Origin of the sequence: Streptomyces sp. NPDC006510 (assembly GCF_040611955.1) — a bacterium.
In the GTDB taxonomy this organism is placed as follows: domain Bacteria; phylum Actinomycetota; class Actinomycetes; order Streptomycetales; family Streptomycetaceae; genus Streptomyces.
Genome location: NZ_JBEXPH010000161.1, coordinates 1 through 19,304, shown reverse-complemented (window position 1 = coordinate 19,304; position 19,304 = coordinate 1). Strand labels below are relative to the sequence as shown.

Sequence of the window (19,304 nt, the reverse complement as noted above, 5' to 3'; positions counted from 1 at the left end):
TGAAGGACGCGACGGTCCGGGCCACCCAGTTCGACGTGAAGTACGCGGACGGCCCGCGCAACGCCGAGGCCGCCGCGGCTCCGTCGCCGTCGAGTCCGACGCCGCCCGCGATCGCGTCCAGCCACTCGGTCTCGGTGCCGGGTGCGGCGGGAAGCAGCGTGCCGCCTGCCTTCTCCAGGCCGCGGGTGGCGTGCGAGGCGATGGCGTAGGTGCGCTGTCCGTGCTTGCGGTTGGCCTTGCGCAGCCGCAGGAAGACGCCGGGCGCCTCCTCCTCCGACTCGAAGCCGACCAGCAGCACCGTCGGGGCCTTCTCCAGCGAGGTGTACGTGACCCCCGCGCCGTCCAGGTCCCGGCCGCGCCCGGCGACGCGGGCGGCCAGGAAGTCGGCCTCCTCGCCGCTGTGGACCCGGGCCCGGAAGTCGATGTCGTTCGTGTCCAGCGCGATCCGGGCGAACTTGCTGTACGCGTAGGCGTCCTCGACGGTCAGCCGGCCGCCCGTGAGGACACCCGCCCTGCCGCGTGCGGCGGACAGACCGGCGGCCGCGGCGGCCAGCGCCTCGGGCCAGCTCGCCGGTTCCAGGACGCCGTCCGCGTTGCGTACCAGCGGAGTGGTGAGCCGGTCCCGCTGCTGCGCGTAGCGGAAGCCGAAGCGGCCCTTGTCGCAGACCCACTCCTCGTTGACCTCGGGGTCGTTGGCGGCGAGCCGCCGCATGACCTTGCCGCGCCGGTGGTCGGTGCGGGTCGCGCAGCCACCCGCGCAGTGCTCGCAGACCGACGGCGAGGACACCAGGTCGAAGGGGCGGGAGCGGAACCGGTACGCCGCCGAGGTCAGCGCCCCGACCGGGCAGATCTGGATGGTGTTCCCGGAGAAGTACGACTCGAACGGGTCGCCCTCGCCGGTACCGACCTGCTGGAGCGCGCCGCGCTCGATCAGCTCGATCATCGGGTCGCCCGCCACCTGGTTGGAGAACCGGGTGCAGCGCGCGCAGAGCACGCACCGCTCGCGGTCCAGCAGCACCTGGGTGGAGATCGGGACGGGCTTCTCGTACGTCCGCTTCTTGCCGTCGAAGCGGGAGTCCGCCTCGCCGTGCGACATCGCCTGGTTCTGCAGCGGGCACTCGCCGCCCTTGTCGCAGACCGGGCAGTCCAGCGGGTGGTTGATGAGCAGCAGCTCCATCACACCCTTCTGGGCCTTGTCGGCGACCGGCGAGGTGAGCTGCGACTTCACCACCATGCCGTCGGTGCAGGTGATGGTGCAGGACGCCATCGGCTTGCGCTGGCCCTCGACCTCGACGATGCACTGGCGGCAGGCGCCGGCCGGGTCGAGGAGCGGGTGGTCGCAGAAGCGCGGGATCTCGATGCCGAGGAGTTCGGCGGCCCGGATGACCAGGGTGCCCTTGGGCACGCTGATCTCGATGCCGTCGATGGTCAGCGTGACCAGGTCCTCGGGCGGGATGGCCGCCTCGCCGCCCCCGGAGGGCGCACTCGTGGTGACTGTCATGCGTTCACCCCCTGGTGAGCGTTCTTGTCGTCGGCCCAGACGGTCGACCTGGCGGGATCGAAGGGGCAGCCCTTGCCCGTGATGTGCTGCTCGTACTCCTCGCGGAAGTACTTCAGCGAGGAGAAGATCGGCGAGGCTGCGCCGTCGCCGAGGGCGCAGAAGGACTTGCCGTTGATGTTGTCGGCGATGTCGTTCAGCTTGTCGAGGTCGGCCATCTGTCCCTTGCCGGCCTCGATGTCGCGGAGCAACTGGACCAGCCAGTAGGTGCCTTCGCGGCAGGGCGTGCACTTGCCGCAGGACTCGTGGGCGTAGAACTCGGTCCAGCGGGTGACGGCCCGCACGACGCAGGTCGTCTCGTCGAAGCACTGGAGCGCCTTGGTCCCGAGCATGGAGCCGGCGGCGCCGACGCCCTCGTAGTCGAGGGGTACGTCGAGGTGTTCGTCGGTGAACATCGGGGTGGACGAGCCGCCCGGGGTCCAGAACTTCAGCCGGTGGCCGGGGCGCATGCCGCCGCTCATGTCGAGCAGCTGGCGCAGCGTGATGCCGAGCGGTGCCTCGTACTGGCCGGGGCCCGCGACATGCCCGCTGAGCGAGTACAGCGTGAAGCCGGGGGACTTCTCGCTGCCCATCGACTTGAACCAGTCCTTGCCCCGGTTCAGGATCGCGGGAACCGAGGCGATGGACTCGACGTTGTTCACCACAGTGGGGCAGGCGTACAGACCGGCGACCGCGGGGAAGGGAGGTCGCAGCCGGGGCTGGCCACGCCGTCCTTCGAGAGAGTCGAGCAGCGCGGTTTCCTCACCACAGATGTACGCGCCGGCACCGGCGTGCACCGTGAGTTCCAGATCGAGCCCTGAGCCCAGGACGTTCGTCCCCAGATAACCCGCCTCGTACGCCTCTCGTACGGCCTCGTGCAGACGTCGCAGCACGGGGACGACCTCACCGCGCAAGTAGATGAACGCGTGCGACGAACGGATCGCGTAACAGGCGATCACGATGCCCTCGATGAGGCTGTGCGGGTTGGCGAACAGGAGCGGGATGTCCTTGCAGGTGCCCGGTTCCGATTCGTCGGCGTTGACCACCAGATAGTGCGGTTTGCCGTCGCCCTGCGGGATGAACTGCCACTTCATCCCGGTGGGGAAGCCCGCGCCGCCGCGGCCGCGCAGACCGGAGTCCTTGACGTACGCGATGAGGTCGTCCGGTGCCATGGCGAGGGCCTTGCGCAGTCCCTCGTATCCCTCGTGGCGCCGGTAGGTCTCCAGGGTCCAGGATTCCGGCTCGTCCCAGAAGGCGGAGAGGACGGGGGCGAGCAGCTTCTCGGGGTTGCCCCCGCTACCGTTGCCGCTTCCGTTGTCGTTGATCTCGGTCGTCAACGTCATCACTCCCCCTCCTCGGCGGTCGGGCCGGCCGGGTGGTTCGGGTCCTGCGGGGTATCGGCGTGCCCCGACTCGCCCCGCGGGGCGACGACCCTCGGGGGCGGCTCCTCGCCCCTGGCGAGCCGGAGACCGATCAGCGAGGCGGGGCCCGCGCCGCCGGAGGCTTCGACGGCACCGGGGCGCTCGTCGGGGAAGCCGGCCAGGATCCGGGCGGTCTCCTTGTAGGAGCAGAGCGGGGCGCCGCGGGTGGGTTCGACGGTGCGCCCGGCGATCAGGTCGTCGACCAGGCGGGTCGCGCTCTCGGGCGTCTGGTTGTCGAAGAACTCCCAGTTGACCATCACCACGGGGGCGAAGTCGCAGGCCGCGTTGCACTCGATGTGTTCGAGGGTGATCTTCCCGTCCTCGGTCGTCTCGTCGTTGCCGACGCCGAGGTGCTCCTTGAGCCGGTCGAAGATGGCGTCGCCGCCCATCACGGCGCACAGGGTGTTGGTGCAGACACCGACCTGGTAGTCACCGCTCGGCCTGCGCCGGTACATCGTGTAGAAGGTGGCGACCGCGGTGACCTCGGCGGTGGTGAGGCCGAGCAGCTCGGCGCAGAACGCCATGCCCGTGCGGGAGACGTATCCCTCCTCGGACTGCACCAGGTGCAGCAGCGGCAGCAGGGCGGAGCGGCTGCCGGGGTAGCGGGCGATCACCTCCTTCGCGTCCGCTTCGAGCCTGGCGCGCACCTCGGCCGGGTAGGCGGGGGCGGGGAGCTGCGGCATCCCCAGACTGACTTCCTGACGTGCTTCGGTCACCGGTCGACGCCTCCCATCACGGGGTCGATGGACGCGACGGCGACGATGACGTCGGCGACCTGGCCGCCCTCACACATCGCCGCCATGGCCTGAAGGTTGGTGAAGGACGGGTCGCGGAAGTGGACCCGGTAGGGGCGGGTGCCGCCGTCCGAGACGACGTGCACGCCGAGTTCGCCCTTGGGTGACTCGACCGCGGTGTACACCTGTCCGGCCGGGACCCGGAAGCCCTCGGTCACCAGCTTGAAGTGGTGGATCAGGGCCTCCATGGAGGTGCCCATGATCTTCTTGATGTGGTCGAGCGAGTTGCCGAGCCCGTCCGGACCGAGTGCGAGCTGGGCCGGCCAGGCGATCTTCTTGTCGGCGACCATCACGGGACCGGGGGCGAGCCGGTCGATGCACTGCTCGACGATCCGCAGCGACTGGCGCATCTCCTCCAGGCGGATGAGGAAGCGGCCGTAGGCGTCGCAGGTGTCGGCGGTGGGGACGTCGAACTCGTAGTTCTCGTACCCGCAGTAGGGCTCGGTCTTGCGCAGGTCGTGCGGGAGCCCGGCGGAGCGCAGGATCGGGCCGGTGGCGCCGAGTGCCATGCAGCCGGTCAGGTCGAGATAGCCGACATCCTGCATACGGGCCTTGAAGATGGGGTTGCCGGTGGCGAGCTTGTCGTACTCCGGCAGGTTCTTCTTCATGGTCTTCACGAACTCGCGCAGCTGGTCGATCGCGCCGGGCGGCAGGTCCTGGGCGAGTCCGCCGGGGCGGATGAACGCGTGGTTCATGCGCAGGCCGGTGATCAGCTCGAAGAGGTCGAGAACGAGTTCACGATCGCGGAAGCCGTAGATCATGATCGTGGTGGCGCCGAGCTCCATGCCGCCGGTGGCGATGCACACCAGGTGCGAGGAGATCCGGTTGAGCTCCATCAGGAGCACGCGCAGGACGGTGGCCCGGTCGGGGATCTGGTCCTCGATGCCGAGGAGTTTCTCGACGCCCAGGCAGTACGCCGCCTCGTTGAAGAACGGCGTCAGGTAATCCATACGCGTCACGAAGGTGGTGCCCTGGGTCCAGTTCCGGAATTCGAGGTTCTTCTCGATGCCGGTGTGGAGGTAGCCGATGCCGCAGCGGGCCTCGGTGACGGTCTCGCCGTCGATCTCCAGGATCAGCCGCAGCACCCCGTGCGTGGACGGGTGCTGGGGGCCCATGTTGACGATGATGCGCTCGTCGTCGGACTTGACCGCCGACTCGACGACCTCGTCCCAGTCGCCGCCGGTGACTGTATATACAGTCCCCTCGGTCGTCGCCCGAGGTGTTGCATGGGGAGTAGACATCAGGAGTACGACCTCCGCTGGTCCGGAGCCGGGATCTGGGCGCCCTTGTACTCGACGGCGATGCCGCCGAGCGGATAGTCCTTGCGCTGCGGGAAGCCCTGCCAGTCGTCCGGCATCATGATCCGGGTGAGGGCGGGATGCCCATCGAAGACGAGCCCGAAGAAGTCGTATGCCTCACGCTCGTGCCAGTCGTTGGTCGGATAGACCTCGACGAGGGACGGGATGTGCGGATCGCTGTCCGGGACCGACACCTCCAGGCGGATCAGCCGGCCGTGCGTGAGCGAGCGCAGGTGGTAGACGGCGTGCAGCTCGCGGCCCTTGTCGCCGAGGAAGTGGACACCGCTCACCCCCGTACAGAGCTCGAAGCGCAGCGCCGGGTCGTCGCGCAGGGTCCGGGCGACCTGGACAAGGTGCTCGCGGGCGATGTGGAAGGTGAACTCGCCGCGGTCGACGACGGTCTTCTCGATGGCGTTCCCGGGAAGCAGGTCCTGCTCCTCCAGGGCCCCTTCGAGCTCGTCGGCGACCTCGTCGAACCAGCCGCCGTACGGACGGGACGTGGCGCCCGGCAGGGTCACGGTGCGGACGAGGCCGCCGTAGCCGGAGGTGTCGCCGCCGTTGTTGGCGCCGAACATGCCCTTGCGTACGCCGATGATCCCGGCGTCATCGCGCGGGGCGGGCACGCCGTTGTGGTTCTTCTCGTCGTGGTTCTGGCTCTCGCTCACCGCAGCAGCCCCTTCATCTCGATCAGGGGCAGCGCCTTGAGTGCCGCGTCCTCCGCCTCGCGGGCGGCCTCCTCCGCGTTGACCCCGAGCTTGGAGGTCTGGATCTTCTGGTGGAGCTTGAGGATCGCGTCCATCAGCATCTCGGGCCGCGGCGGACAGCCGGGCAAATAGATGTCAACCGGCACAATATGATCAACACCCTGAACAATGGCGTAATTGTTGAACATTCCGCCCGATGATGCGCAAACCCCCATGGAGATCACCCACTTGGGGTTGGGCATCTGGTCGTAGACCTGCCGCAGGACGGGAGCCATCTTCTGGCTGACCCGTCCTGCCACGATCATCAGATCCGCTTGCCGCGGCGATCCGCGGAAGACCTCCATCCCGAAACGGGCCAGGTCGTAGCGCCCGGCCCCGGTCGTCATCATCTCGATGGCGCAGCAGGCGAGGCCGAAGGTGGCCGGGAAGACGGAGGACTTCCGCACCCAGCCGGCGGCCTGCTCGACAGTGGTCAGCACGAAGCCGCTGGGCAGCTTCTCTTCGAGTCCCATGGTGTGCCCCTCAGCCCCTCAGTCCCATTCCAGGCCGCCGCGACGCCATACATACGCATAGGCGACGAAGACGGTGAGCACGAAGAGCAGCATCTCCACGAGCCCGAAGATCCCCAGGGCGTCGAAGGTGACCGCCCAGGGATAGAGGAAGACGATCTCGATGTCGAAGACGATGAAGAGCATCGCCGTCAGGTAGTACTTGATGGGGAAGCGGCCGCCTCCGGCCGGAGTGGGGGTGGGTTCGATACCGCACTCGTACGCTTCGAGCTTTGCTCGGTTGTACCGCTTCGGGCCGATAAGCGTGGCCATGACCACGGAGAAGATCGCAAACCCTGCCCCGAGGGCGCCGAGCACGAGGATGGGCGCGTAGGCATTCACGCTCCTCGCTCCTTCCAGTCGTCCTTGACCGTTGGACCGCATCGGGCGATTCGGCTCACCACCCCACCAAGATCGTGCACATGTGAGGCAGTTCACAAGCCCGACTGCCCCGCATCCTATGCCTGCCGTCCTGTGATCTGCGACACGGGTTACAACAACGAGTTTGTGATCTCCACCACCCGGCGAAGGGTCACGAAGTCACCTCAGCAGTGATCTTCGTACGCAAAGCGGCCGAGTGATCACGAGACGTGACAACCGATGCCGTCCGTGCTGGTCAAGAGGCTTTTTCCTCTAACAATCAGATACCCGAAGAAGCAAATTGGCAATGGACACCCTGAGCGTGATATGAGGATCCGTCCCACTCTGGGCTCACTCCGACGAGGGGTCCCGAGGAGCGAAGTGGACGTGTGCACACATTCACGATCTTCGGGATGAACGAGCAGAGGGGGAATGGGCGAGATGAACGGGCGGGGCGAATCGGCCGTCGGCCGGAAACCGACGACACCCCGGACGCCGGGCGCACCCACACCCGGCACGCCGCAGCCACATGGCGACCACGGCGTCACCATGGCGCGATCACGCTGTGACCTGCGTCACTCCGCACGGGCGCCAATAAAAGCGGGCTTGGCCATCGGTGCGAACGGATGGTAAGTGGCGGGCAATTCGGGCGTATTGCCGAAAGTCCGTGATCACAGCGGTGATCAGGCATGCCTGTTTTGCCCGTTACGGCGTCAATAAGGGCCTGCGGAAAGCGGATTCACAGATTCCGGACGTAACTGTGTCGCAACACACGTTTCTTGATGGGAGCCCCGAGGCCCTGATAGCGCTAGTACTCATGTCCCACACCGCTCACATACCCAGCCACCGGAAGCCCCGCCGAAACGCCTCGAAGACGGCACTGCGGGCCGGAGTTGCCGGTGGCGTCCTCAGCACCATCGCGGTCGCAGGCGCTGCCGGTCCGGCCCAGGCCGAGCCGGTGACCCAGACCATCGAGATGCCCACCATCACCTCCGGGCTCTCCACCGCCGTCGCCGCGTCCGCCCAGGCCACGCAGCAGGTCGCCCAGGACCTGCAGACGCAGGCCCAGGAGGACGCCGCAGCCGCCACCGCGGCCAAGACCGCCAAGAAGGCCAAGGCCGAGGCGGTCCGCAAGGCGGAGGCCAAGAAGAAGGCCGAGGCAGCCGCCAAGGCCAAGGCGGAGGCCGCCGAGCGCGCTTCCCGCTCCACCGCCCGTACGACGCTCAGCGCGACCTCCGGCTCCAGCACCGGCACGGCCGTCTCCACGGCCTCCTCTTCCTCCTCGTCGAGCGCGACCGGCTCCGCAGCGTCCGTCGTCGCCTTCGCGCAGGCCCAGGTCGGCGACGCGTACGTCTCCGGTGGCACCGGCCCCAACTCGTGGGACTGCTCCGGCCTCGTCCAGGCCGCGTTCCGTTCGGTCGGTGTCGACCTGCCGCGCGTCTCGCAGGCCCAGTCCACCGCCGGCACCCAGGTCTCGCTGAGCAACCTCCAGCCGGGCGACATCCTGTACTGGGGCGGCGCGGGCAGCGCGTACCACGTCGGGGTCTACGTGGGCGGCGGCGAGTTCGTCGGTGCGCAGAACTCCAGCACCGGTGTGGTGCAGCGCCCGCTCTCCTACGACCCGCCGTCGGGCGCGGTCCGCGTTCTCTGATTCGGCGCGACCTCCGGGTTCACGGATTCACAAGCGCCTTCGCGGCGCGCGGTGAAGGGCCGTCACTCCCCCGCTCGGGAGCGACGGCCCTTCGCCGTTTCCGGTCCTCCGGCGGAAAAGCGACATCAACCCCGGCCGGCGGCGTCGACGTCGCGAACCTGCCGGACACCGTCCACCGGCGCTTGTGAACTGGGGCGAACAGCCCTCGCGTCACCGAGCACAGGACGGCACCCGCCATGACCACGACCGCGGCCACCACCCCTTCCGAACACACCGGCCTTCCTCCCCGCACCGACTTGCGCGGCCGGCTCGCCGTCGTCTCCGTGATGCTGGGCATCTTCTCGATCGTCACCACCGAGATCCTGCCCATCGGCCTGCTCACGTCGATCGGGTCCGACTTCGCCGTCTCGGACGGCACGGCGGGCCTGATGATGACCATGCCCGGACTCCTCGCGGCTCTCTCCGCCCCCTTGGTCACCATGGCGACGGCACGGGTCGACCGGCGCCTGATGCTCTGCGCCTTCGTGCTCCTGCTGGCCCTGGCCGATTTCCTCATCGCCGCCGCGACCGACTACCGCCTCGTCCTGGTCTCCCGGGTGATGGTCGGGATCACCATCGGCGGCTTCTGGTCCATCGCGGCCGGACTGGCCGGCCGGCTGGTCCGCCCGGCGTCGGTCGGCCGGGCGACAGCGGTGATCTTCTCGGCCGTCCCGCTGGGCTCCGTGCTCGGCGTCCCCGTCGGTACGTTCATCGGCGGACTGGCCGGCTGGCGGACGGCGTTCGTGGTCATGGGGCTGCTGAGCGTGGGCGTACTGGCCCTGATGCTCCTGGTGGTTCCGGCCCTGCCGCCGGCACAGGTCACCCGCGCGAGCCTGCTGCATGCCGTGCTCGGCCGGCCCGGCACCCGGTTCGCCCTGCTCCTCACCTTCCTCATCGTTCTGTCGCACTTCGCGACGTACACCTACGTCACCCCCTTCCTGGAACAGGTCACGCACGCCGGTCCGGCCCTGATCACGGTGTTCCTGCTGGTCTACGGAACCGCCGGGATCGTCGGCAACTTCGTCGGCGGCGCACTCGTGACACGCCACCCGCGCGCCGCGGTCTCCCTCGCCGCGGGACTGATCGCCGCCGCGACCGCGCTGCTCCCGGTCCTGGGCAAGTGGGAGGCCGGAGCCGTCGCGCTGCTGGTCGTCTGGGGTGTCGCCTACGGCGCGGTGCCGGTCTGCTCGCAGACCTGGTTCGCCAGGGCCGCGTCCGACGCGCCCGAAGCGGCGTCCGTCCTGTTCACCGCGTCCTTCCAGGCGACCTTCGCCCTCGGCGCCCTGGCGGGCGGAGCCGTACTCGACCGCGTGTCCGTGTCGGCGGTCATGCTGCTCGGCGGCGCGGTCGCGGCCCTCGCGGTGGTCGTGGCGATCGTGACGGGGCCGCGCTCCGGGCGCTTCGGCGTCGCGGGGGCTCACCGGCTGAGATGACCTCGAAGGGGTGCCTGGACGGAGGAAGCCGCCCAACAGCTTGCCGGGCGGCCCCCTCAAGCCAGGTCCTTCAGGACCCGGGTCAGCTCGACGGGCGCCCGTAGCGCTTGCAGCTGTAGTAGGTCGCCGGGAGCGCGCCGTCGTCGAGGCAGATCCGTACGACTGCGGCTCCGCCAGGAACGTCCGCCGGCACGGTGAACGGGGTGAACGTCTCGCTGGCGCCGCACGTTCGGGAGGTGTAGTTGAGGCCCAACTGCTTGTTGGCGGCATCGAGGGTGAAGGCGGTGGTTCCCCGGCAGCTCGACGAGGAGACCGACTTCTGTTCGCCGGCCACGGTGACCGACCGGTTGTGCCAGGTGATCGTGCCTCTGGTGTAGGTGTTTCCGACAGTGACGTCGAACTCGCTGACGGGGTCGGCCGCGTGGGCGGCGGGTGCGTTGACCAGCATCCCGGCGCCCAGGACGACCGTTCCGACGACGGCGGCGAGGCGTGCGCGCATATGATCCTCCATTTGACGGAATTGCCCGGTCGGACCGAACCAGCGTAGGGCCGGTTGCCGCCCCGGACATGGAGAATGCGACACCGATCTCGGCCGGCCCGGCCTTGCCGGGAACTTCTCTGGATCTCCGAATCGCACGTGCCCCGGTCGGCAGGATTCGGACCCGCCCGTTCCGCACGAACACGATCGGGGCCATGGTGGGGAGAACCCCACCACGGCGCGCGGTGCTGGCACCCCAATGAATTCGGGGGGCCGCATTACTGCCCGTATCGCCCGCTGACTGCACGATGATTGCATGCAGCAGACGCAGGCTCATTCGCCCGGTCGCGGTCGCGATTCATTCATAGACATCATCAGAGCACTGTGTGTGCTGGCCGTGATTTCCCAGCACTGGCTCATGCCCGTACTGGCCTATGAGAATGGGCATTTGAGCACCGGGAATGCCCTCGCAAGTCCCGGCTGGTGGATCGTCACATGGCTGACGCAGGTCATGCCCATGGTGTTCTTCGCCGGCGGAGCCGCCAATTTCTTCTCGTTCCGATCGGCGAAATCGGTGCACACCTGGCTCCGGAGCAGAATCGCGCGTCTTCTGGTGCCGGTCATACCCCTGGCAGCCGTGTGGCTGCTGCTGCCTCACGCGTTGATCGGCGCGGGAGTGCCTCAGCAACCGGTGCTGATGGCGGGCAAAATAGCCGGGCAGCTGCTCTGGTTCCTCGCCGTCTATGTGCTCGTGGTCGCGCTCACGCCGGTGATGTTCAGGTGGTACCGGCGGTACGGATGGCGGGTGATCGGCGTACTCGCGGCCTGCGCCCTGGTCGTCGATGTGCTGCGCTTCGAGGTCAGCCCCGCGATCGGTTTCGTGAACGCCCTGTTCGTCTGGCTGACGGCCCACCAATTCGGCTTCCACTACGCCGACGGCGGCCTGCGCATGCGGAACGCGCGGGCATCGTTGGGTCTGGCCACCGCCGGCTTCGGACTCACCGCGGCCGCCGTGTTCTTCGGGCCCTACCCGGCGTCCATGATCGGAATGCCCGGGGCCCCGGTATCCAACATGAGCCCTCCGACCGCACTGATGTTGTCGCTGACGATCGGCCAGCTCGGACTCTGGCTGACGCTCAAGCCGGCCCTGACGCGATTCGCCGGACGCCCGGTGGCCACCGCCTTCCTGCAATGGTGCGGAACCCGCTTCATGACCCTGTACCTCTGGCACATGCCCGCGCTCGTGATAACGGCGGGAATCGCCATTGTCGGACTCGGCTTCGCGACACCGACGCCCGGCAGCCCGATGTGGTTCGCGGTGGCACCGCTGTGGGTCGGCGTTTCGGGATTCTTCCTGGTGTGCTTCACCAGAATATTCGGCCGGTTCGAATTCCGTCGCCGTTCCGGTACGGCATCGGAAATGAGCCTCGGCAAGGTCGTTCTCGCGGCCGTGCTTTCCGCCGGCGGCCTTCTCGGACTTGCCGCGCAAGGTTTCATTTCCCCCGGAAATCCGCTCGGTCCGGTGCTCTGGGTGGCGCTGGTGCTGGCAGGCCTGCTCGTCGTACGGGAGCGGACCGCCCCGAAGGCCGTTGTCGGGCAGGGCTCTCGCACCGTGCCCGTTCAGTTGGCTGCTCGCCATGCAGGTGGCCGGACTCTCTCCCGGCAGGGCAGCGGGTGACAGCCTTGCGCCCTGCGTGCGGGTCGGGGCGCCTCAGCGTCCGGCGGCGGTGAGGGTGAACCACACGGTCTTCGAGTGCGGCGAGCGGTCCCCGTACGCGGTGGTCCCCCACCGGGCGGCGAGAGCGTCCACGAGCAGGAGCCCCCGGCCGCTCTCGTCCGCATCGGCATCCGGTCCCGGGGGGCGAGGAGGCGGGGGTGTGGGCAGGCGGCCGGGTTCGTCGTCCGTCACGTAGACCGTCACCTGCCGGTGGTTGACGGTGACCTCCACCCGGACCTGCGGTGAGTCCGTGTGGCAGTACGCGTTGGAGATGACCTCGCTCACACAGAGCCGGGCGTCGTCGACGAGCCGGGGATGCCCGGTGGCCCACAACACCGTCGACACGAAGTCCCGCACGATCTTGGGGGCGGTGGGGGTGTTCGGCGCGACGAGCCGGTAGCGCTCGCCGCGTTGAGGAAGGTGGGAGGTGGGTGCTGGAGGAGCGGTTACGGGGGTCACGGTGCGGTCTCCCTGCGTGAGGCGGTCTCCGGGGCGTTGCGCGGTGAGCGTGGCCCGTGGCATCGGCCGGTCCCGCGAGCGGTCAACTTGCTTGCGGGTGGCTGCACTTCGGGCCCATCGAGCATCGGCTCGACATCACGGGACGCTAGGGCACAACAATGGGACGGCGCAACAGTGTGACGGCCGTAGCACCCATACGAGTGGACCACCGGCACGGTGGGACGGCAGACTCGTACCCGCACGAAGGGGAGGGCCCATGCCACCAAGGAGCTACCCGACCGCCAGGCAGAAGCGATTGGGCGCAGAACTTCGCAAGCTTCGCGAGCGCGCCGGGATGTCCGGGAGCGAGGCCGCCGCCTACCTGGGCGGCGAGCGAGCCCAGATCAGCCACATCGAGTCCGGCCGGTACGGAGTGAGCAGCGAACGGGTACGCCGGCTCGCGGCCCACTACTCGGCCACCGACAAGCACCTGGTGGACGCCCTGGCCGAGATGGCCGAGGAGCGCACCAAAGGATGGTGGGACGACTACCGCGGAATACTCTCGCCCGGATTCCTGGATCTGGCCGAGCTTGAGCACAAGGCGTCCTGTATCCGCGCCATCCAGATGCTCAACATCCCCGGCGTGTTCCAGACGGAGTCGTATGCGCGGGCGATCATCCGGAGCGGCATTTCCGATCTTCCCGCCGACGAGCTGAATGCCCGGGTCGAGCACCGCACCAGGCGGCGCGACATTTTCGACCGACACAAGCCGACCCCGTTCGAAGCATTCATCCACGAGGCCGCACTGCGCATGCGGTACTGCGATCCCGACACCATGCGGGCGCAACTCGCCTTCCTGCACGAGGTCTCCACCTGGCCATCCGTGACGATCCGCATCATCCCGTTCACCACGCGGATCACAGGTTCGGTGCACTCGACGCTGTACGCCGGGGGCAGCATCCCGGCGCTCGACACCGTCCAGCTGGACACCGCTTTCGACGCGGGATTCCTGGACGCCGAGGCCCAACTGACCCGATACCGAGCCCTGTTCGACTCCATCGAGTCCATTTCGCTCGACACGAAGGAGTCCGCTTCATTCATCCAACGCATCGCACAGGAAATGTGAGTCCATCGGCATGACCGACGCAATCAGCTGGCAGAAATCCTCTTTCTCCGGAGCGGACAACAATCAGAGCTGCATCGAACTGGCCCCCGTCGACGGATCGATCAAGATGCGCGAGAGCGACGAACCCGACGTCATCGTCACCACCAGCGTCGCCAAGCTGCGCGCTTTCGTGCTCGGTGTGAAGGCCGGGGAGTTCGACCACCTGATCTGAGATCCGGCCGCAGACGCCCTCCAGCTACGCACGGCGGAGGGCGTTTCGCATGCCCGGCGCAACTTAGGGGCGTCCCACTGTTGCACCGCCACCACCCGTGACGCTACGGTCACTCCACGTCGCCGCGACGGCCGGGCAATCGTTCCCCGCCGTGCCGAGCGGCGTCACAACTCCCGCTGCCCGCACCCCATTTGGCGTGCGTACTCCATAGCGCTGCGATCGGACGGTCGACGATGCGTACACCCCTCACCCCCTTACGACCGGTTCTCCGACACGGCTACCGGTTCGAGGCCCTCCGCTACGGCCCCGCCACCGGCTTCGTCCCCGAGCCGATCGGCCTGCGCATCATGGCCACGCCCCAGGAGGCCGTCCGCGCCATCCGCGTCCAGCTCCGGGCGAACCATCTCTTCGGCCTCACGCCGCGCGAACTGGCCCGCGCCCTCCACTGGTCGGACCAGGACGGCTGGGTCCAGGCCCTGGGGGCACTCCATCGCGGCGAACCCTGCGGGTTCACGCTCCTGCTGCGCGGTGGCCGGCACATCGAATGGCACGTCCGCCCGATGACGTACGTATCACTCGACGCCCACGCCCACCCCCATCACCCCGACCCGCTCCCCGTCGCACGAAAATCCGTATGAGTTAGGCTCGCCGGGGCGCAGCGAGGGGCTTCGATCGGGGTCCGGGCTTCAAGTGCCATCGCATCGGACTCGCCACCGGCCCCGTCCCACCCTGAGCAGCGGCCCCGGAAGAAGCTGTTCAGGTATCGGCCCGCTGGGCCGGAATGTGAGGCCGCCCGTGCGGGACTACTTGCTGATGCTGTTCGTCACGGCGGCGGTGACCCATATCCTGACCGGCCCCGTAAGAAAGTTCGCGATCTCCATCGGGGTGGTCCCCGAGGTCCGGGCGCGCGACGTCCACCGCGAGCCCACTCCGCGTCTGGGTGGCATGGCCATGTTCGGTGGACTGCTGGCCGGACTGCTGGTCGCCTCACACCTGCCGCACCTGGAAGAGATCTTCACCCAGAGCCCGACGCCACGGGCGCTGCTGTCCGGCGCGGCACTGATCTGTCTGCTCGGCGTGCTCGACGACAAATGGGGCGTCGACGCGCTGGTCAAGCTCGGCGGCCAGGTGCTCGCCGCCGGAGTGATGGTCTTCCAGGGGCTGACCATCCTCTGGCTGCCGGTGCCGGGCACCGACGGGATCTACCTCTCCGACTGGCAGGGCACGCTGCTGACCGTGGCGCTGATCGTCGTCTCCATCAACGCGGTCAACTTCGTCGACGGGCTCGACGGGCTGGCCGCCGGCACGGTGGGCATCGCGGCGACGGCGTTCTTCCTGTACGCCTACCGGCTCTGGTACGGCTACGGGATCGAGGCCGCCGCGTCCACCACGCTGATCTCCGCGATCCTGGCGGGCATGTGCCTCGGCTTCCTGGTCCACAACTCGCATCCGGCCCGGATCTTCATGGGTGACTCGGGCTCGATGCTGCTCGGGCTGCTCATCGCCGGGTGCGCGGTCTCCGTGACGGGCGAGGTCGACCCGAGCCTCCTCAAGCAGTCGGTGGACGGCAGGTCCGGTTCGGCCGCGATGGTGCCGGTCTACATTCCGCTGTTGCTGCCGCTGTCCGTGATCGCGCTGCCGGTCGCGGACCTTGTGCTCGCCGTCATCAGGCGTACCTGGAACGGCATGTCCCCCTTCGCCGCCGACAAGGGCCATCTCCACCACCGACTGCTCCAGCTCGGCCACTCGCACCGCCGGGCCGTGCTGCTCATGTACTTCTGGTCGGCGCTGTTCTCGTTCGGGATCGTGGCCTACTCGGCGCGGGGCGCCAAGTCCTGGATGCTGTTCGGGGTCGCGTTCGTCTGCGCGGTGGGCCTGGTCCTGCTGCTCCAGCCCCGCTACGAATTCGGTCTCACCCGCCGGCTGCTGCCGCGCAGGCCCAGGGGCCGCGTGGTCGCCACCGGCGGAAAGCGCCCCGCGGACGACGACCACCGCACGCGCGTGGACGCCGGCCACCGGGACGGCTGACGGGGCAAACTGCCGCTCCGAGCGAAACTCCCTGGCGAACCAGGGCACTTGGAGACGAGCATGGGGCACATGACTGATCAACCCGCACGATGGACCCAGGCAACCGTCTACCCCGATATGTGGGCCGACCCGGACAACGACCCCCGCAACAACGATGGAACCAGTCCGGACGGTGAGCTTGCCACGCTGGACGACTTCCTGACGGGGTACCGCTTGACCCTGCGGATGAAGTGCGAGGGCCTGGACGCGGAGCAACTGGCCCGCCGGTCGGTTCCGCCGTCCACGATGTCGCTGCTCGGCCTCGTCCGGCACCTCGCCGAGACGGAACGGGACTGGCGCAACTGGATCAGCGACGGTGAACCGCTGCCGAAGCTGTACGGCAAGCGTGACGCGGACTTCGACGGAGCCGTCGCCGATCAGGCCCTGGTCGACGCCGCGTACGCCGACCTGGAGCGCGAGCAGGCCGCGACCGACGCCGCGCTGGCCGAACATCCGGATCTGGGCGAGCGTCTGGGGAAGGACGGGTCCGCGGTCCGGGAGCTGCTGGTGCACCGGGTCGAGGAGTACGCCCGTCACTGCGGGCACGCCGACCTGTTGCGCGAGTGCATCGACGGAAGGGTGGGCCAGTGACGGGGGGCGGACTCCCGCAGCGGTCGACGCGCGAGCGCGGTTCGTCGACCTGAGTCGCTGTTCCGGGCGCCCGGTTCATCCCTTGCACCGCAATGAGCGCAGTGGAGGAATCAGCCGGGCGAGATTCCTGCCGGGTCAGGGGCGATCGGGGCCACTGCGGCCGCCGGACCGCTCCTGACCGGTGCCCCCGCCTCGGCGGCCTGGGCGGCTCAGGCCCGCGGAGCCACCTTGGACAGCCCGTTGATGATGCGGTCCATCGCGTCGCCGCCGGTGGGGTCGGTGAGGTTGGCGAGCATCTTCAGGGTGAACTTCATCAGCAGCGGGTGCGTCAGGCCGCGCTGGGTGGCGATCTTCATGATCTTCGGGTTGCCGATCAGCTTCACGAAGGCGCGGCCCATCGTGTAGTAGCCGCCGTAGGTCTCCTTGAGCACCTTCGGGTAGTTGTTCAGCGCCAGTTCGCGCTGGGCCGGGGTCGCGCGGGCGTGGGCCTGGACGATGACGTCCGCGGCGATCTGGCCCGACTCCATGGCGTACGCGATGCCTTCGCCGTTGAACGGGTTGACCATGCCGCCCGCGTCACCGACGAGAAGCAGGCCCCTGGTGTAGTGCGGCTGGCGGTTGAAGGCCATCGGAAGGGCGGCGCCGCGGATCGGCATCGTCATGTTCTCCGGGGTGTAGCCCCAGTCCTCCGGCATCGAGGCGCACCACGCCTTGAGGACCTCGCGCCAGTCCAGCTCCTTGAACGCGGAGGAGGAGTTGAGGATGCCGAGGCCGACGTTGGAGGTGCCGTCGCCCATGCCGAAGATCCAGCCGTAGCCGGGCAGCAGCCGGTCCTGGGGGCCGCGGCGGTCCCACAGCTCCAGCCAGGACTCCAGGTAGTCGTCGTCGTGGCGGGGCGAGGTGAAGTACGTGCGCACGGCCACGCCCATCGGGCGGTCCTCGCGGCGGTGCAGGCCCATGGCGAGCGACAGCCGGGTGGAGTTGCCGTCGGCGGCGACGACGAGCGGGGCGTGGAAGGTGACCGGGGTCTTGTCCTCGCCGAGCTTCGCGTTGACGCCGGTGATGCGGCCGGTGCGGTCGTCGACGATCGGGGCGGCGACATTGCAGCGCTCGTACAGCCGCGCGCCCGCCTTCTGCGCCTGGCGGGCCAGTTGCTCGTCGAAGTCGTCGCGCTTGCGGACCAGTCCGTAGTCCGGGTACGAGGCGAGGTCGGGCCAGTCCAGCTGGAGGCGGACGCCGCCGCCGATGATCCGCAGGCCCTTGTTGCGCAGCCAGCCGGCCTCTTCGGAGATGTCGATGCCCATGGAGACGAGCTGCTTGGTGGCGCGCGGGGTGAGGCCGTCGCCGCAGACCTTCTCGCGGGGGAAGGCCGTCTTCTCCAGGAGCAGAACGTCCAGTCCGGCCTTGGCGAGGTAGTACGCGGTCGTGGAGCCGGCCGGGCCTGCCCCGACGACGATCACATCCGCGCTGTGTTCGGAGAGGGGCTGCTCGGTCACGGTCGGATCTCCCGAAGACTCGAAATCGCGTGCCGCGCGGCACCTGTCCCGTGCAGTCTATGGGGGTCTGCTGATCAACTTCCGAAGGGCTCCCAGATGTCGACCGTGCTTCCCGGCGCTCCCTCCATACGGCTGCGCGTCCCGATCGACGAGGACGCGCTGTCCTGGCATCGCGCGTTCGACGATCCCGAGGTGATGGAGTTCTTCGGCGGAGCGTCGGAGGAGCTCTCGATGTACGAGGAGTGGACCGCCCGGCAGCGCAGGCTCGACGCCGAACTCGGCTACTGCCTGTGGACGGTGCTGGGCGAGGACGGCGAGGTGGTCGGCTTCACGGGCGCCCAGCCGTGGCCGCAGACCGGGTACGGGCCGGTGGGCGAGATCGAGATCGGCTGGCGGCTGGCCCGGACGGCCTGGGGCCGGGGTTACGCCACCACCGCCGCGCGCCTCACGCTGGAGCGGCTGCGCGCGGCCGGGGTGGAGCGGGTGGTGGCGACGATCGACGCGGGGAACGAGCGGTCGATCGCCGTGGCCCGGCGGCTGGGGATGGAGCGGGCGGAGAGCTTCACGACGCCGCGGTCCGGCCGGGAAGTGATCTGCTTCCGGACGGCCCTGACGCCGTGAACCCGGGCGTCATTCGATGTCGTTGAGCAGCCAGGTGGACAGGGCGGTGTCGAAGATCCGCCGGGCGCCGGGCCAGTCGGCGTCGCGCTCGGTGGTGTAGATGGCGTATTCGGTGCCGTCGTCCGCGATGTAGCTCTGGTCGATCGCGTGGATCGTCTCGCCGCTCTCGCGGTCCTCGTACGTGTACTCCCAGATCGCGCCCGGCCGCCCCTGGAAGGTGTTGGCGGACAGCTCCAGCCGTCGGTAGTTCTTCTGGTTGGCGTCGGCGGTCCGCTCCAGCGTCACGAAGTTGTCGTACGAGGTGTACGGGGCGTCGCGGATGACGCCGACCTTGAGCGCGGCCCGGCCGGTGGAACCCGCGTAGGTGATCTGGTGGTTCTCCTCGCCCTGCCGGTCCCAGACCGTGGGGACGGCGAAGGAGAACCCGGCGGTGTCGGAGACGAGCCGGAAGCCCTCGGGGACGGTGGGGGCGGAGGGGGTGGCGGGGCCGGTGGGGGCCGGGCTGCCGGACGGGGACGGGTCGGGGGAAGAGGTCGGTTCGCCGGAGGGCGCGCTGCTGCTCCGGGCCTCGGCGGCGGGCTTGTCGTCCTTGGCCGCTCCGTCACCGCTCCGGCCGTCCGTCAGGGCCAGCACCCCCGCGGTCGCGCCGCCGCCGACCAGCAGCGCCGCGACGAGGGTGCCGGTCCAGACGAGGGCGGTGCGCCTACGGTCACCGGCCGGGGAGGCGGGCGGAACCGCGGGCGCGGGCTCGGCGGTCATCCCGACGGTCGTCCC

Annotated in this window: 19 protein-coding genes and 1 pseudogene; 9 read left to right on the top strand and 11 right to left on the bottom strand. The window is 68.9% G+C overall.

Features of this window, described 5'->3' with window-relative positions; all coding sequences use genetic code 11:
* The 7 genes from ABZY11_RS33640 to ABZY11_RS33610 form a co-directional block, all read right to left on the bottom strand.
* A partial coding sequence (locus ABZY11_RS33640; RefSeq protein WP_356482794.1) for an NADH-quinone oxidoreductase subunit G occupies positions 1-1,501 on the bottom strand: 1,501 nt, incomplete at its 3' end.
* A complete protein-coding gene (nuoF, locus tag ABZY11_RS33635; protein WP_356482793.1) occupies positions 1,498-2,880 on the bottom strand; it encodes an NADH-quinone oxidoreductase subunit NuoF in 1,383 nt (460 codons plus the stop codon). The genes ABZY11_RS33640 and nuoF, both read right to left, overlap by 4 nt.
* Positions 2,880-3,641, bottom strand: coding sequence for an NADH-quinone oxidoreductase subunit NuoE (nuoE, locus tag ABZY11_RS33630; protein ID WP_356482795.1), 762 nt, complete (start codon positions 3,639-3,641; stop codon positions 2,880-2,882). Before nuoE ends, nuoF begins: the two co-directional genes overlap by 1 nt.
* Positions 3,642-3,670: 29 nt before the next feature.
* A complete protein-coding gene (locus ABZY11_RS33625; protein WP_356482792.1) occupies positions 3,671-4,993 on the bottom strand; it encodes an NADH-quinone oxidoreductase subunit D in 1,323 nt (440 codons plus the stop codon).
* The gene (locus ABZY11_RS33620; protein WP_356482791.1) at positions 4,993-5,715 is read right to left on the bottom strand and encodes an NADH-quinone oxidoreductase subunit C; all 723 of its coding nucleotides are present in this window, start codon (positions 5,713-5,715) and stop codon (positions 4,993-4,995) included. Before ABZY11_RS33620 ends, ABZY11_RS33625 begins: the two co-directional genes overlap by 1 nt.
* Positions 5,712-6,266, bottom strand: a complete 555-nt coding sequence (locus ABZY11_RS33615; protein ID WP_189546875.1) for an NADH-quinone oxidoreductase subunit B — start codon at positions 6,264-6,266, stop codon at positions 5,712-5,714. Before ABZY11_RS33615 ends, ABZY11_RS33620 begins: the two co-directional genes overlap by 4 nt.
* Positions 6,267-6,284: 18 nt before the next feature.
* Entirely contained in the window at positions 6,285-6,644 is a 360-nt protein-coding gene (locus ABZY11_RS33610; RefSeq protein ID WP_003992243.1) for an NADH-quinone oxidoreductase subunit A, read from the bottom strand.
* A gap of 835 nt (positions 6,645-7,479) precedes the next feature.
* On the opposite strand from ABZY11_RS33610, the gene ABZY11_RS33605 reads away from it, so the two are divergent.
* Both ABZY11_RS33605 and ABZY11_RS33600 read left to right on the top strand, forming a co-directional pair.
* Complete coding sequence (locus ABZY11_RS33605) at positions 7,480-8,313, top strand: C40 family peptidase (protein WP_356482790.1); 834 nt, start codon at positions 7,480-7,482, stop codon at positions 8,311-8,313.
* A 236-nt stretch (positions 8,314-8,549) separates the two neighbouring features.
* On the top strand, positions 8,550-9,785 hold the full coding sequence (locus ABZY11_RS33600) for an MFS transporter (RefSeq protein WP_356482789.1): 1,236 nt from the start codon (positions 8,550-8,552) through the stop codon (positions 9,783-9,785).
* 82 nt (positions 9,786-9,867) lie between these two features.
* Here ABZY11_RS33600 and ABZY11_RS33595 read toward each other — a convergent pair whose 3' ends face one another.
* Positions 9,868-10,284: a hypothetical protein gene (locus ABZY11_RS33595; protein ID WP_356482788.1), complete on the bottom strand. Its 417-nt coding sequence runs from the start codon at positions 10,282-10,284 to the stop codon at positions 9,868-9,870.
* A gap of 295 nt (positions 10,285-10,579) precedes the next feature.
* On the opposite strand from ABZY11_RS33595, the gene ABZY11_RS33590 reads away from it, so the two are divergent.
* A complete protein-coding gene (locus tag ABZY11_RS33590) occupies positions 10,580-11,941 on the top strand; it encodes an acyltransferase family protein (RefSeq protein WP_356482787.1) in 1,362 nt (453 codons plus the stop codon).
* Between the two features lie 33 nt (positions 11,942-11,974).
* On the opposite strand, the gene ABZY11_RS33585 is transcribed toward ABZY11_RS33590, so the two are convergent.
* On the bottom strand, positions 11,975-12,439 hold the full coding sequence (locus tag ABZY11_RS33585; RefSeq protein ID WP_356482786.1) for an ATP-binding protein: 465 nt from the start codon (positions 12,437-12,439) through the stop codon (positions 11,975-11,977).
* Between the two features lie 256 nt (positions 12,440-12,695).
* Between ABZY11_RS33585 and ABZY11_RS33580 the strand changes: the two genes are divergently transcribed.
* From ABZY11_RS33580 to ABZY11_RS33560, 5 genes are all read left to right on the top strand, one after another.
* A complete protein-coding gene (locus ABZY11_RS33580; RefSeq protein ID WP_356482785.1) occupies positions 12,696-13,544 on the top strand; it encodes a helix-turn-helix transcriptional regulator in 849 nt (282 codons plus the stop codon).
* A gap of 10 nt (positions 13,545-13,554) precedes the next feature.
* On the top strand, positions 13,555-13,755 hold the full coding sequence (locus tag ABZY11_RS33575; RefSeq protein ID WP_356482784.1) for a DUF397 domain-containing protein: 201 nt from the start codon (positions 13,555-13,557) through the stop codon (positions 13,753-13,755).
* 233 nt (positions 13,756-13,988) lie between these two features.
* Entirely contained in the window at positions 13,989-14,393 is a 405-nt protein-coding gene (locus ABZY11_RS33570) for a hypothetical protein (protein WP_356482783.1), read from the top strand.
* A gap of 145 nt (positions 14,394-14,538) precedes the next feature.
* Complete coding sequence (locus ABZY11_RS33565; protein WP_356482782.1) at positions 14,539-15,783, top strand: MraY family glycosyltransferase; 1,245 nt, start codon at positions 14,539-14,541, stop codon at positions 15,781-15,783.
* A 60-nt stretch (positions 15,784-15,843) separates the two neighbouring features.
* Positions 15,844-16,413: a DinB family protein gene (locus tag ABZY11_RS33560; RefSeq protein WP_356482781.1), complete on the top strand. Its 570-nt coding sequence runs from the start codon at positions 15,844-15,846 to the stop codon at positions 16,411-16,413.
* A gap of 209 nt (positions 16,414-16,622) precedes the next feature.
* On the opposite strand, the gene ABZY11_RS33555 is transcribed toward ABZY11_RS33560, so the two are convergent.
* Positions 16,623-17,909: a geranylgeranyl reductase family protein gene (locus tag ABZY11_RS33555; protein WP_356482780.1), complete on the bottom strand. Its 1,287-nt coding sequence runs from the start codon at positions 17,907-17,909 to the stop codon at positions 16,623-16,625.
* A gap of 96 nt (positions 17,910-18,005) precedes the next feature.
* Here ABZY11_RS33555 and ABZY11_RS33550 point away from each other — a divergent pair, with 96 nt between their 5' ends.
* Positions 18,006-18,530, top strand: coding sequence for a GNAT family N-acetyltransferase (locus ABZY11_RS33550; protein WP_356482779.1), 525 nt, complete (start codon positions 18,006-18,008; stop codon positions 18,528-18,530).
* A 9-nt stretch (positions 18,531-18,539) separates the two neighbouring features.
* On the opposite strand, the pseudogene ABZY11_RS33545 reads toward ABZY11_RS33550, so the two are convergent.
* Positions 18,540-19,304 (bottom strand): annotated as a pseudogene (locus ABZY11_RS33545) (hypothetical protein); the annotation flags it as partial.

Coding starts and splice junctions, on each gene's coding strand:
- ABZY11_RS33580 (WP_356482785.1), top strand. CDS start 12,696: ATGCCACCAAGGAGCTACCCGACCGCCAGGCAGAAGCGATTGGGCGCA.
- ABZY11_RS33560 (WP_356482781.1), top strand. CDS start 15,844: ATGGGGCACATGACTGATCAACCCGCACGATGGACCCAGGCAACCGTC.
- ABZY11_RS33550 (WP_356482779.1), top strand. CDS start 18,006: ATGTCGACCGTGCTTCCCGGCGCTCCCTCCATACGGCTGCGCGTCCCG.
- ABZY11_RS33600 (WP_356482789.1), top strand. CDS start 8,550: ATGACCACGACCGCGGCCACCACCCCTTCCGAACACACCGGCCTTCCT.
- ABZY11_RS33575 (WP_356482784.1), top strand. CDS start 13,555: ATGACCGACGCAATCAGCTGGCAGAAATCCTCTTTCTCCGGAGCGGAC.
- ABZY11_RS33590 (WP_356482787.1), top strand. CDS start 10,580: ATGCAGCAGACGCAGGCTCATTCGCCCGGTCGCGGTCGCGATTCATTC.
- ABZY11_RS33625 (WP_356482792.1), bottom strand. CDS start 4,993: ATGTCTACTCCCCATGCAACACCTCGGGCGACGACCGAGGGGACTGTA.
- ABZY11_RS33595 (WP_356482788.1), bottom strand. CDS start 10,284: ATGCGCGCACGCCTCGCCGCCGTCGTCGGAACGGTCGTCCTGGGCGCC.
- ABZY11_RS33615 (WP_189546875.1), bottom strand. CDS start 6,266: ATGGGACTCGAAGAGAAGCTGCCCAGCGGCTTCGTGCTGACCACTGTC.
- ABZY11_RS33605 (WP_356482790.1), top strand. CDS start 7,480: ATGTCCCACACCGCTCACATACCCAGCCACCGGAAGCCCCGCCGAAAC.
- ABZY11_RS33570 (WP_356482783.1), top strand. CDS start 13,989: ATGCGTACACCCCTCACCCCCTTACGACCGGTTCTCCGACACGGCTAC.
- nuoF (WP_356482793.1), bottom strand. CDS start 2,880: ATGACGTTGACGACCGAGATCAACGACAACGGAAGCGGCAACGGTAGC.
- nuoE (WP_356482795.1), bottom strand. CDS start 3,641: ATGCCGCAGCTCCCCGCCCCCGCCTACCCGGCCGAGGTGCGCGCCAGG.